Below are 12,952 nucleotides of genomic sequence, written 5' to 3' on the forward strand. Positions count from 1 at the left end.
ATCAGAATGCGAAGTATAGGAAATTTTGACTTTCGGTTACGCCAAATATCAACAGCAAAAATATTGCAGCAATATTCAGATAGGTGAGCTTATTTTTACTTGTAGCCATAAACTCGATATTCCTTTTAGAAAAAAAGGAGCTTGCAAAAAAGCAAATTATAAGTAAAACTCCATATTCCCAATTCGCATAACGCTTGATTTGCGAAATATTTTTTAGAAATAGCATTGATTGTATCATCTCCCATGCTTTTGTCATTGTCTCTGCTCGAAACATTACAAAGCCAAACCCAAGACAGTACATCGTTAAGAATCTGGAAAATATATTGTAAATGAGCCCTCCCTTTGAGTGAAAAAATTCTCTTAGTTTTGTTTTTGAGTATTCCCGATGAATTGTAATCATAATACCTTGCCACACACCCCATGCAATGTAATGGTAGGCAGCACCGTGCCAAACTCCACCAAACAACCAGGTAATAAATATATTTCTATAAGTAAAAAGAACAGAGCCTCTTGAGCCTCCGAGAGGTATAAAAATATAGTCTCGAATCCAAGTAGTGAATGATATGTGCCATTTAGTCCAATGCTCTGAAATATTTCTCACAGTCATTGGAAACTGGAAATTTGCATCGAACTTAAAACCAAAAAGTCGAGCTACTCCTATGGCAATATCTGTGTACCCAGCAAAATCAAAATAGATCTGCCAGCCAAATGCAATAGCACCAGTCCAGATTTCAAGAGGATTCATCATAGAATAGTTTCTAAAAGTTTCATCTACCACTTTTCCAAGGTTATCTGCAAAAACAATTTTTCTCGTAAAGCCGATAAGAATTCTGGAAATTGCAATTTGTATATCTTCGTTTAAGATATTGAGCCGGTCATCCAAGTCGCGAAAAAAAGTAGTAGCTCGAACTATCGGACCTGCTACAAGCTGCGGGAAAAATGCCACATACAAAGAAAAATCTATAAAAGATTTTCTGGCTTCGATTTGTTTTCTGTAAACATCAATCGTATAGCTCATAGATTGAAATGTATAAAATGAAATCCCGACAGGCAAAGTGATATTGTATATCGGGAATCTATAAGAGTTTATAAAATTGAGGTCGCCGACTACACCGAGTAAAAAATTTGTGTATTTAAAATAAGACAATAGACCAAGATTTCCGAATATAGAAAGGCTTAGTAAAAGTTTCCTTTGTTTTTCGCTTGCTCCAACTTTATCAATTCCGAGAGCAACAAGATAGTCTAAAACTGTGGATGAAAGTAGCAGTACGATAAAATTTATATTCCAAGCCATGTAAAAATAAAAACTTGCGAATAGTAAAAATATTCTTTGGGGTCTTTGTTTTAAGATATTGCCGATTACAATAGTTACTAAAAAAAAACCTAAGAAGTGGACTGAGTTAAAGAGCATTTTTTATAATTATTATCTTAAGATTCACGATTTATTTTTTTTCGTTTTCTTACAAATAAAATATTTTAAAAATTATTCTAATAAACTTTTTCTTTTATCGTTTAGGATGATTAGAAAATCTCCGATTTCTACGCCTTCAGCAATATAACTTCCTGAAGAGTCAACTGTTTCTTGAACTTGCACAGGAATCTTTTTATTAGAATTTCTTTTTTCTATATATTGAGTTGAGCCTTTTCTTGTTTGGTTGAGTCTCAGTCCCCAGCTTGTAAAATTTTTGCTGTCGGTTAAAATTACAATAGACTGTATATAGTTTGGATTGGTTTGGATTCTCTGAAAATTCTCCGAAGCATGAAAATTCATCGAAGGAGTCAAGGTCATTTCTTGGTCGGTTGAAATTTTAGAATAAAAAATCAGATGATCGCAGTCAAACGCACGGATAAGAGCCCATCTTTTGCCAAGCTCTGATGTTGCGTACACAGAGCAATTTTCGGCTTGCAGTCGAATAGAGTCATTCTTTTCATTCTCATAACTCCATTTGCCGAAATATCTGGTTTCTTCCCATTTTCTGGTTTCGTTGAAGTTAATTTGGCTGAGTACAAACTTTCTTGAATGAAAAGTTTTGAATACATACAGCTCTCTTACAGAAAAACCTTTTGGTTCGCGGCTCACATTTGAAAACCATTCTCCTTCATAGGGAGGTAAGTTTTCTTTGTTTTTTGCAGATAAGAAAGAATTTACAAGTCCAAGAATTAATAGGGAAAAAAGTAAGACTCTTTTTTTAGAAAGAATTTTCTTTACATGAATATTTGGGATCAATACTAAAAAAATTAGTCTCTGTAATTTCTTCCGGTAAACATTCTAAGAATCATGCTGATAATCGTCGGAATAAATCCAAGTACCATCATTAACATGCTTTGTTTCATCATATTTCCACCCATTTGATTTTGCATGTTTTGGGGGCTGGACTGGTTTGATTGAGCACCTTGTAAATAAGTACGTTTTTGTTCGGGTGTAAGCGTATTCCATGTTTCTTTAGTAAAGCCTTGTGGTATTTGTTCTTCCATATTTGACCTCATTGTATGTAGATGAAGAATATCGTATAAAAATTTTGCTTAATTGTATATACATCATTTGTTTTATTTGTTTTGCAAGCAAAAAAAATTTTGTATTTACTATTTAATAGATTGAAAATCAAAATCAGCTTTGTATCCGAAGGTGTAAAATTTATCTATCTGTGAGGATACGTTAGGCGAGTATCCAAGTGAACTTGTCCTTGCTACAGAATAATCCATAAAAAACCCTCTGTCTCCGGTAAATGTTTTTGTCTCGTGTCTAAAAAATGCGTCTAATAGATTGATAATATAGATTCCGGCGACTAAGTACCCTAATCTTTTTACCTCACTGTAGTGTTTTTCTACGGCTTGTCTTTGCAATATAGAGCTATTGGTATTGTAGTATAAATACGCTCCAACTGGATCGTTTAAAGAAGTAGAACTTACAGTTGCAGTGGATGCTCCATAAAAATTAGTGTAGTATTGAGATTCAGAATATGGGTTCCCATAATTTTCATAGTCTCTTTTTGCGTTTAGATATTCTCTATTTTTATTGTAAAGAAGGAATGCGGAAGAGAAAAACAGTGCACCGTAAATAAGACCTGTAGTCTTTCTGTCATTTTCATATTGCCCCCAACCCGGTAGGATTGCAGACCTTCCGAGAGAGCCAAATCTTGTAACTTGCTTAGATTCCCAAAGAGTTCTCCTTCTTTCTAAATCGGCTTGTCTCTGCCTTTCTTCTTCTTCGGCTCTTTGTTTAGCTGAAAGATCTTCTTCCTCTTTTTTTTTGCGTTCTTCTTCGTCACTAAGTTTATCTTCTTCTAATTTACGGAGTCTTGCTATTTCATCGTTATCAACATCTTTATAAATTACTTTTTGAATATCTGCCTTTGAAACTTCGATTGTTTTTGGCTCTCCTGTTCCATCCTTATCTTTAGTTTCTAAAAATATCTTAGAATAATTTTGGTTCAGGATTTTTCCTTTTAGAGTTTCTCCATTTCTAAGTAAAATTGTCTCGGACAATAATGGAAATGCGGTTAGAATAGAAAAGAAAGTAAGAATTTGAGATAGAGTATTGATTTTCCCTTTCATACGAATAGTCCTGTATTTGTTTTTTCACAAAGCATCGGATCAAAATGAATATAGTGTGATTTTTGAATAGAGTTTATAAAATTGTTCTGATTTTTCATTATGCACCAACTTTGTGACCCAATAGTGTATATAAATTGAATCGAAAAAAATGGTCAGTTTTATAATTTTTTTTAGAAAAATTCGTCAAATTATTTTTAAATTGCCTGTCTGCAAAAAGCCTTTCATAGAAATAAATATACTTAAAAATTCGGGAAAACCGCTATTTGCTAATAGTACAAAAACCTATTTTAGGGTTTTTTTGCAGAAGTGTCATAATTTTTTTCTCGGAGTAGTTTTTTTTCAGAAAAATTACGGAGAAATATATTTTGATTGAATATTGGAAGTTAAAATTCCGATAAGAAATCCTCATATAGCGTACTCCGGATTCGCGAAGTTTAACGATGCGAGTATTTTTGTATAAGTAAAAATTGCAACAAGGTCGGATTTCCAGTAGGGGAAGCCCTGTCTTTGTATGCAAAAGCAGGGTGCACAGCGCAATTGATGCCGCTTTGCTATCAAAAGGAATAATATCCAAATAACTCAAAAACTCATCTAAAATTTTTGAATTGTAGTTATTTTTTGAACTTTTCTGGACACCGTATCTCAATTCAAAATCAGTAACAGAGGATATATGAATATTCTCCAGTTTAACTTTCTTGAATTTTGTGTAGACTTCTTGCGGTCGATTGTTGATCAAATAAATACAAATATTAGTGTCGAGAAGATAATGATTCAAAAAATTTCTCTCTTATCAAAATCTTTCGGCTGACTTCTTTCTACATTCAAATTGTTTGAGAAATCAAATAGTATCTTCCAAATTCTATCAACTGCATCGTCAATGGGAGATAATACAACATTGTTACCATCTTTTCTAATGTAAACTTCCTTTCCTTTAAAGCGAAACTGCTTTGGAAGCCTGATAGCTTGACTTTCCCCGTTTTTAAATAATTTTGCTCGATTCATGTGTATATATTACATAATATATACTTTTTGTTAATTTTTTAAAGAAGTTTTTGTTCACAATTTTGGTTATTCGTTGCATTCTACTAGCGTTTTTGCCGCTTGGCGCAGTTGTGGAATTCGGAACTTTATCTCAATACACTAAAAGTTGATGCGTTGTAGAATGTTCAATTAAGCACTGTACTGTAGGCTTGCTGTTCAGTATATTTTGTTTTCCAAATCTATTTTTTATCTTTATGGTCTTTATAATAATTTTTTATCAATTTACTAATTTTTTTACCGCGTGCTTTTTCAATAGCGCTGGCTTTCATAGTTTGACGATCTGCTAAGTAAGAAAATTCTTTTTTTAATTTATAAAAACTTTCTAAACGACCGGAATCGAGTGTGCCATTGTTTGTAGCTTCAATGATAGCACACCCGGGTTCGTTTTCATGGCTACAATTTTTAAAACGACAGTTTGAGGCTAATTCTTCAATATCATCAAATACATGTTTTAATCCCTCTTCATCACCCCAAACCTGCAATTCACGCATTCCAGGAGTATCTATAACAATACCACCGTTGGGAAGCAATATTAATTCGCGATGAGTTGTTGTATGTCTGCCTCGGCTCCCCAATTCACTCACTTCATTTACTTTAAGTTTATTTTTACCAAGAAGCGAATTAATTATTGTGGACTTTCCAACACCGGACGAACCCACGAATGCCACAGTTTCTCCAGGTCGGATATATCTATTCAGGATTTCTATACCAATATTTTGAGCAGCACTAATTGTGTGTATATCAACTCCGAATGCAATACTTTCGACTTCACTTTTTCGTATTTCATTTTCTGGACAAAGATCGGATTTATTTAAAATTATTACAGGTGTAGCTCCGCTATTCCATGCCATAGCTAAATACCTTTCAATGCGTCTTAAATTAAAATTCAAATCCAACCCGGTAACGATAAAAATTGTGTTAATGTTAGCTGCTACAACTTGTTCATCAGTAATTTGGTCTGCAACCTTACGGCTAAAGACACTTCTTCTGGGTAAAATAGCATGTATAGTGGCTTTATTTTCATCAAGTCGAATAGTGCTTACGACCCAATCACCTACTGTGGGGAATTCTGCTTTACTGTCTTTGTCAAATCTATATTTACCTGATATTTCACATAGAAATTCTCCAAATTCACCATAAGCTATATATTTTTCTCGATTTTCTCTGATTATTCTTAAAGGAGAATATTTTTCATTTCGATATTGTTCAAAATGATTTTCAAAAAATGAATTCCACCCTAAATCAACCAGTTGCATTTTTCATCCTTGAAATTTTTTTTTATTGCCGCCACAGACAGCTCGGAGGATGGATTCGACAAGTTCACCAACCGAGCCACATCTTCTCGTGTCTTCGCAGTGGCTACTCTTGGTTAGACGGTGTTTTCGGTTCGCCTAATACAGCAAGGCCCAACTGACGCTTTATGAGAACCAGTCCCGACACGATGTTGGGTGTAAAACTTACTCTGCCTGCAATACTAAGAAAGTTTATTTTTAGAACAAGGTCTTTTTTAAACTAAAATTAGTTTTCTTGAAAACAAATCCAATTGCTTCATAGAAGGAAGCTCTTCTAAATAATTAGAGATAAACAACTCTTTGCCGTTTTGATCTGATGAATCAGTTACATTTCGCATTCCATAAGTTAAATTCCAAGACATGACATTCGCAAATTGAAAAAGTTCTCGTATATGTTCACAATCATCATAAGTAATAAGCCATGTATGATTACAATTTCTCATAGTTTCAGCAAATCGCACATGATCAAATTTTTTATGCATATTCCCATTTTTTCCATACAATGCTGACTTTGTAGCAGAATAGTAAGGTGGGTCTAAAAAAATAAAAATATTTTTTCCCTTTTCATTGACGACTTCCTCAAAATCTAAATTTGTAATTTGTAAATTTTCTAGAATACGATTCATATTTTGTAGTCTTACAATACTTGATTCCGTAAATCTTCCACGAAAGGCTTGTTCGGAGTATCCGCCAGATTCGCTTGTTCCCGAAAAAGTAATTCGGTTATAAATAAAGAAAGCACTTGCAATTTGGACAGAATTAAATTTTGAAATATTTTCGTTTAAGAATTTATGTAAGTCTTTACCATTTTCAAATTCATTGCGCCAATTCCATATTTGCTTTACCACGGCATTCAAATCTTTCTGGCACATATCCCAAAATGTATAAAGCTGAAAATATAAATCATTAATTCAAAATTTTTTATTCGGATATTTTTGTTTTAAATAAATAAAAACTGAACCTCCTCCAACAAAAGGCTCTCGGAATTCTTGGAATTCAGGAACAAGCGTTGAAATAAGTTCAATCGCTCTACTTTTTCCGCCGGGGTATCTTAAAGGACTTTTTATGAACATTTACTTAGCCCCCTTTATTCTAACGAGAAAATTATTTCCATTTCCTTTATGGACTAAAACTCAATTTTAAACCTTTCCGAGACACCACATTGAGGAAACCTACTCCTGAAATATTTCGTAAGTTTCTTAACTCTATCGAGCCGTGTTTGAAATTTCACCTATCGTTAAGATAGGTGAAGTATTGAAAAATTACATAATGGTTGCAGATTTTAAAGCCGCAATTCTTACTTCAAGGGGAGGGTGAGTAGAAAATAGTGCAAACCATTTTGATCTGCCGGAAATTTTCATAGAAGCAAAAGCATCTCCTTTATTGTCTTCAGGCCCGTCGATAGTTCTTTTAAGGCTTTCTAAGGCAGCGATCATATTGCTTCTTCCGGCAAGTTTTGCTCCACCATAGTCTGCTCGAAACTCTCTTTGTCTTGAGAAATAAGCAACTACGAGTGAGCCAAGGATACTGAACACTATATCGAGTACGATTGTAGTGACCATTCTTACTACAACTTCGAGGTCTTCTTTTACCATCTGTCCTACGGCAAAGCTGATGATTCTGGACAAGAACATTGCAAAAGAGTTTACAATTCCTTGGATTAGAGTCATAGTCACCATGTCCCCGTTGGCAACGTGAGACAATTCGTGTGCCAATACACCTTCTACTTCAGAAGAGTTCATTCTTTGCAATAGTCCTGTGGAAACCGCTACTAAGGCGCTGGATTTAGAAGGGCCAGTCGCAAAAGCGTTGATTTCTGGGGATTCATAGACTCCCACTTCGGGCATTGGAAGTTTTGCAGTTTGGCTGAGTCTTTTTACTGTATTTAGGATTTCATTGTATTGACCGCCCGTCCTTGGATCAATAATTTTGACTCCCATCATCCATTTTGCCATTTGCTTGGATAAAAGTAGAGAAATAAATGAGCCGGTCATCCCCCAGATAAGGCAGAAAGTAATTAAGGCTCCAAAATTGATCCCACTTGCATCGAGATAGTGCCTTACACCAAAAATGCTTGTAATAATCGAAATTGTGGCGACAATTAAAATATTTGTCAGCATGAAAAGTCCGATACGCTTAAACCACATAGAGTGTATTCTCCTTGAAAAATATATTATTATTAGTTAGACTAAGATGATGAAGATTTTAGGTAGTGTTCGTCAATGCTTTTATTTTCGCTTTCTGTAATCCAGCCCTTATCCTGAAAAATTTGAAGTGCAACTTTTAGAGAATCCGGCGGAATATTGGAACAAATTTGGTGGATTTCTGTATATGATAGGTTTCTGCCTTGTTTTTTGACTAAGTTTTCTACGTCTTCCACAAAACTGGATGCAAGTCGTATCTGAACAAAAAGTGTGGTGTATTCTTCTAAAAAAGACAAAAATTCTTGATCGGAATTATCCACTGCAAGATCAAAAATAAAGTCATAGATATTCATATCTTTTGCGATTACTTTTTGAAGTTCGTTTCCTAACTTTTTGAATAGAGATAAAATTTTTTCAGATTTGATCTCTCCATTTGAGGTCATTAGTTTTAAATGTACTAAGTCTATTTTTTGTAAGAGAGGTTTTGCGATATCTAAATTTGTAGTTTTGGACAATACGTATTTGAATAGGATGGCGTATTCTGCATTGCTTAAAATTTTCCAATAAGAAGAAAATAGCTCCGGTTTTTCTTTTTTATTTAAAACAGATTTATAAATAGATGCAATTTGGCAATAAAAAAGTTCAGCCAATGCTTCCGGGGTAAACATCGGATTTTGAAGAATCTTTTTTACGATTTTTGAATCAATGTATCTGAAATAATAATCTAATAAAAAAGTAAAAGCTACATCTTCTTGAATTTTCATGGAGATTGCAGCAGGTGGAATCTTTTCTATTTCAGATTCAATTTTTTTAAAATTCGGTACCGGACTTGATATAAGTTGTTCAAATCCTTCAAAAAGATGGTTGTAGTTGTCTTTCATAGTATTCATTTTGTATTTCTATTCTCAAAAAAATGGATAAGAAAAAATAATCCGGAAAGTAAAAGATACCCCTGTGTAAATGTTGTTGACGATAGAAAGGAATAATCGTTTAGGATTGAGTTTCCTTTTAGAATGTATGAGTGTATAATTCCAATCGAAGATAGAATTGCAGCTATGACGCACCAATATGCAGATCGAATAAAATCTCTATCAATTATAAATACAATGATAGCCGCCCAGATCATAGAAACAAGTAAAAATCCTTGCGACAAAGATAGTAGTCCACCGATTGGGTAGGGGAGAAAAGGCAAGTCGGAAGGAAGTTCAGATAAAGCAATAGAATAAGGCTTAGTGATTTTCTCGGTTGCTAAGATTTCAGATAATTTTCCGTTTGCGAACAGAAAAGAATTTTGAACGAGTAAAACTGCCCAACCAGCCAAAGCCGGGAAAAGCCCTACAATGATCGCTGGTGCATGACGTTTAGGGGAGGATTCAAAAGCCTGTGAGCCGATAATAATACCGATCCAGAGTATTATTGCCATACCGGCTTCTATCGGGACGAGAGCTTTTATTAACCCCATAAAACCAAAAATACAAATCAGTGTAATAAATATTCCGTTTAGAATTGAGTATCCGTATCTCGCTCCGATACCCTTCCAGCCGGGGTGACCAATGTAGATAGTAGTAGGGAATGGAGAGCCGAAAATTGCACCGATTAGAGTGCCTGTACCGTTTATGAGTAAAGAATTTCTGGTGTGAAATTTGTCTCCGGCAGCTTCGGCGGATTCTATATTTTGAAGAGAGCCTATTACATTGAATATTCCCATAGGGATGATTACGGATAAGTATTCTTTTATATTTACAAGATTGAATACAGAGTATAGGTCTTGAATAGAAAGTATAGGGAAGTAAAAAGAAATATATTGAACTGAATCGCTTAGCAGAGTCTTATCCATCATCGGTTTTCCCCAGAAACCACTCATCCATGCAAGGCTTATTCCAAGAAGAACAGAAATCAGCCCTCCGGGTAAATGGAATGGAAATTTGACTTTACCAAAATATTGAAGTAGTATAACACCAAAAGGAATGAACGCAACCAATGGGTTTTGGTAGGTTCTGATTAGAAAATCCATAGAAATAAAAGTAATTGCAATTCCTGCAAGTGCAGACAGAAGGGCTGCTCTTGGAGTGATTTTACGGATTTTCTCTGCTACAAAGGATCCAAAGAATTCTATTAACCCGCTTGTGAAACTTGCAAGTAGCCCGATTTTCCATGCGAGTGTATAGTCCTTGGTAGAGTTGTAAACAGGAGAGATTACAAAAAATATAAATGCAAAAAGAGATACGGTATTGATTCCGTACGGAAGGGCAGTAACATCGTTTCTATTTTCTTTAATTGCTAACTTTCTTGCTTGAATAGAATATAAAATATTTCCTATTACGAGAGAAACTGCGACACCGGGCAATATTACTTTGTAAATAAATTCAAAAGGGAAACCACACAGACTATGGCAAAGCCCAAGAATTACGAGTAATTGGATTAGGTTATCTACGACTAATCCAAAAAAACCGTCTAAGTCACCTTTTACAAACCAACGAAATGAATTTTGCATTTTACTTTTTTGCCCCAAAATCCACCTGAATCACATTTGAGTTAGGGCTTTTCTTTTTTCCTGTAGGTTTTTTTTCAGCTTTACTTACAGATTCGACAGGCTCTTCATTGCTATAGTCTGTAAATACTTTGGTTTGGAATACAGCGCTTTGGGATTTATCGTACATTCTAAAAACTGCATCCCAAGGGATGACCAATTTTTCCCATTTATATCCAAACTGCAATTCCACAAAAAGATGATCGGGTTGAGAGGATATATCTCGAATAGCTTTCGGACCAATAACGATAACTATTCCTGATTCTTGCTCTTCTTTTAATAGCCCTCGTTTTCCAATTTCCAAACCGGGATGAGGTAAAATATGCAAAAAGAAAGTTCCGAATCTTTCCCAAAATGTATCAAAAACCTGAGCCTTGAATCCTCTGAGAACAAGTCTTTCTTCGTATTTTTCATTATCTTTATCTGACATTTTTCCTCTTTTACTTGGAAGCTCGGCTTATGGAAATATACTCATCGTGTTTTTTGTATTCTGGAATAATTTCCTTGAATAGATCGTAAATTTCTTTTTCTTTGTTTGCTTTTGCTGCCCCAAAAAGTTGGTTTAGTTTGTTTTGAAATAATAATTGATTATAATTTTCCATTGGAGAAGCTATCCTGATTTTTGGATGGTATGTTTTTTTTAATTCTTCAAAATTCAAAAGCAACTCTTCGTATAGTTTTTCGCCCGGACGAAGACCGGTGAATTGTATGTCTATGTCTTTGTAAGGAGTAAATCCGGATAGACGAATCATATCTTCCGCCAAATCAAGAATTTTGACCGGCTCACCCATATCGAGTATATAAATTTCTCCACATTCCCCCATGCTGCCCGCTTGTAGAACCAATTGAGAGGCTTCTGGTATTGTCATAAAAAAGCGAATAATTTCAGGATGAGTAACAGTAACCGGACCTCCGCTTTGAATTTGCTCTTTGAATCTCGGGATCACACTGCCGTTTGAGCCCAGAACATTTCCAAAACGAACTGTTATAAACTTTGTTCTGGAATTCTGGGCAATGTGTTGAAGATACAGTTCGGCTGCTCTTTTAGAAGCGCCCATGATATTTACAGGGTTGACTGCTTTATCTGTAGAAATTAATACAAATCTATTTACCCCGGAAAGTCTGGACACATCTGCGATATTTTTTGTCCCGAGAATATTGTTTAGTACGGCTTCTCCGGGGTTGCACTCCATCATAGGTACGTGTTTATAGGCTGCACAATGGAACACGACTGATGGCGCATAACGTTCAAAAATATGCCCGAGTCTAGAAATATTTTTAACGTCTGCAATTACGGGAAAATATTTTATATCCGGATAGGCTTTGGAAAGCTCGTATTCGATTTCATACAATGGGGTTTCGGCGGCATCCAATAACACGATAGTAGTTGGTTGAAAATGACTAACCTGTCTTGCGATTTCACTTCCTATGGAACCACCCGCACCTGAAATCAAAATAGTTTTTTCTTTTAAGTAAGATTCAATAGAGGTAATTTCTAAATCTACTACTTCTCGACCGAGCAGGTCTTCTACTCGAACTTCTCTCAATTGACTAACTGCTGGATTGCCGGCAAGAAACATCTCATTGATAGAGGGTAGTATCCTGAGAACAATATTGTGCCTCTCACAGAGATGCCGGATTTCTGTCAGAATTTCTCTTTTTGGAGAGTTCATTGTGATAATCACTTCTTGGATCAAAAATTTAGAAATGATTTCTTCTGCCTGTGAAATATTTCCTAAAATCGGAAGACCGTGAATGTGTGCTCCTAATTTTTCTTTGTCGTCATCTAAAAAGCCAATCGGCTTTAGATTGAGAGAAGGTTGTCTCCTGATTTCGGCTAAAAGTAGAGCGCCTAACTTCCCAGCTCCTAAAAATAGAGTGGGCTTTCCTGATTTGACTTTTTGCCCTAAATACTGGTCTCGAATGATCCTCCAGAAAAAACTTCTAAAACATAAAAAACTTAGAAGTATCAATGTATCTAAAACAGGAACCATTCTCGACTGTTGTTCAAACCTATTGTAAAATACGATTGCAGTGGTTGAGACTAAGGAGGAGATTAGGGTGGTTTTAATAATTTCGATTAAATCGTGGATAGACGCATGCGCCCATATAGACCTGTATATATTCGAGAAAATAAAAATAACAGATCTTGTGCTGATTACGATAAGTAAGGACATGTAGAATTCGGTCTCTCTTCCAAGATAGAATTCAAGGCTTTCATAACGGATTAGATGAGCTAAACAAAATGATACAACCATAAGGGCGATATCAAAAGGAAAAACTAAGTATCTGCGGTTAATTTTTTTCATCTTGATGATTATATTATCATAGAAAGTCAAATTGTCTATTCTTTATTCTTGTAAAAAAAATAGGATTTTTGTAATTTACCG

At 34.9% G+C, this 12,952-nt stretch carries 12 protein-coding genes and 1 pseudogene; all 13 read right to left on the bottom strand.

What is annotated here, in order from left to right; all coding sequences use genetic code 11:
- Position 1 precedes the first annotated feature (1 nt).
- The gene (locus tag HS129_16040) at positions 2–1,411 is read right to left on the bottom strand and encodes an MBOAT family protein (protein ID MBE7413546.1); all 1,410 of its coding nucleotides are present in this window, start codon (positions 1,409–1,411) and stop codon (positions 2–4) included.
- Positions 1,412–1,483: 72 nt separating this feature from the next.
- Positions 1,484–2,227 carry a hypothetical protein gene (locus HS129_16045; GenBank protein MBE7413547.1) on the bottom strand — a complete coding sequence of 248 codons (744 nt, stop codon included), beginning with the start codon at positions 2,225–2,227 and terminating at the stop codon, positions 1,484–1,486.
- A gap of 11 nt (positions 2,228–2,238) precedes the next feature.
- Complete coding sequence (locus tag HS129_16050) at positions 2,239–2,475, bottom strand: hypothetical protein (GenBank protein ID MBE7413548.1); 237 nt, start codon at positions 2,473–2,475, stop codon at positions 2,239–2,241.
- Positions 2,476–2,583: 108 nt separating this feature from the next.
- Positions 2,584–3,555 (bottom strand): hypothetical protein, encoded by a 972-nt coding sequence (locus HS129_16055; protein ID MBE7413549.1) that lies wholly within the window; start codon positions 3,553–3,555, stop codon positions 2,584–2,586.
- 259 nt (positions 3,556–3,814) lie between these two features.
- A complete protein-coding gene (locus tag HS129_16060; protein MBE7413550.1) occupies positions 3,815–4,330 on the bottom strand; it encodes a type II toxin-antitoxin system VapC family toxin in 516 nt (171 codons plus the stop codon).
- Entirely contained in the window at positions 4,327–4,557 is a 231-nt protein-coding gene (locus tag HS129_16065; GenBank protein MBE7413551.1) for an AbrB/MazE/SpoVT family DNA-binding domain-containing protein, read from the bottom strand. Before HS129_16065 ends, HS129_16060 begins: the two co-directional genes overlap by 4 nt.
- Positions 4,558–4,775: 218 nt before the next feature.
- Entirely contained in the window at positions 4,776–5,852 is a 1,077-nt protein-coding gene (gene rsgA, locus HS129_16070) for a ribosome small subunit-dependent GTPase A (GenBank protein ID MBE7413552.1), read from the bottom strand.
- Positions 5,853–6,103: 251 nt separating this feature from the next.
- Positions 6,104–6,961: pseudogene (locus HS129_16075) on the bottom strand (DNA adenine methylase).
- A 189-nt stretch (positions 6,962–7,150) separates the two neighbouring features.
- Positions 7,151–8,035 (bottom strand): protease HtpX, encoded by an 885-nt coding sequence (gene htpX / locus HS129_16080; protein ID MBE7413553.1) that lies wholly within the window; start codon positions 8,033–8,035, stop codon positions 7,151–7,153.
- A 41-nt stretch (positions 8,036–8,076) separates the two neighbouring features.
- Positions 8,077–8,922 (bottom strand): hypothetical protein, encoded by an 846-nt coding sequence (locus HS129_16085; GenBank protein MBE7413554.1) that lies wholly within the window; start codon positions 8,920–8,922, stop codon positions 8,077–8,079.
- Positions 8,919–10,526, bottom strand: a complete 1,608-nt coding sequence (locus tag HS129_16090; GenBank protein ID MBE7413555.1) for an NCS2 family permease — start codon at positions 10,524–10,526, stop codon at positions 8,919–8,921. Before HS129_16090 ends, HS129_16085 begins: the two co-directional genes overlap by 4 nt.
- Position 10,527: 1 nt before the next feature.
- Positions 10,528–10,992 (bottom strand): stringent starvation protein B, encoded by a 465-nt coding sequence (locus tag HS129_16095; protein ID MBE7413556.1) that lies wholly within the window; start codon positions 10,990–10,992, stop codon positions 10,528–10,530.
- Between the two features lie 10 nt (positions 10,993–11,002).
- Positions 11,003–12,820, bottom strand: a complete 1,818-nt coding sequence (locus HS129_16100; protein ID MBE7413557.1) for a polysaccharide biosynthesis protein — start codon at positions 12,818–12,820, stop codon at positions 11,003–11,005.
- Positions 12,821–12,952 lie beyond the last annotated feature (132 nt).

Source organism: Leptospiraceae bacterium (assembly GCA_015075105.1).
Lineage (GTDB): Bacteria > Spirochaetota > Leptospiria > Leptospirales > Leptospiraceae > JABWCC01.

What these genes read in the sequence shown, in the direction of transcription:
- HS129_16095 (MBE7413556.1), bottom strand. Translation starts at nt 10,992, where the DNA reads ATGTCAGATAAAGATAATGAAAAATACGAAGAAAGACTTGTTCTCAGA.
- HS129_16085 (MBE7413554.1), bottom strand. Translation starts at nt 8,922, where the DNA reads ATGAATACTATGAAAGACAACTACAACCATCTTTTTGAAGGATTTGAA.
- htpX (MBE7413553.1), bottom strand. Translation starts at nt 8,035, where the DNA reads ATGTGGTTTAAGCGTATCGGACTTTTCATGCTGACAAATATTTTAATT.
- HS129_16065 (MBE7413551.1), bottom strand. Translation starts at nt 4,557, where the DNA reads ATGAATCGAGCAAAATTATTTAAAAACGGGGAAAGTCAAGCTATCAGG.
- rsgA (MBE7413552.1), bottom strand. Translation starts at nt 5,852, where the DNA reads ATGCAACTGGTTGATTTAGGGTGGAATTCATTTTTTGAAAATCATTTT.
- HS129_16100 (MBE7413557.1), bottom strand. Translation starts at nt 12,820, where the DNA reads ATGGTTGTATCATTTTGTTTAGCTCATCTAATCCGTTATGAAAGCCTT.
- HS129_16055 (MBE7413549.1), bottom strand. Translation starts at nt 3,555, where the DNA reads ATGAAAGGGAAAATCAATACTCTATCTCAAATTCTTACTTTCTTTTCT.
- HS129_16040 (MBE7413546.1), bottom strand. Translation starts at nt 1,411, where the DNA reads ATGCTCTTTAACTCAGTCCACTTCTTAGGTTTTTTTTTAGTAACTATT.
- HS129_16090 (MBE7413555.1), bottom strand. Translation starts at nt 10,526, where the DNA reads ATGCAAAATTCATTTCGTTGGTTTGTAAAAGGTGACTTAGACGGTTTT.
- HS129_16050 (MBE7413548.1), bottom strand. Translation starts at nt 2,475, where the DNA reads ATGGAAGAACAAATACCACAAGGCTTTACTAAAGAAACATGGAATACG.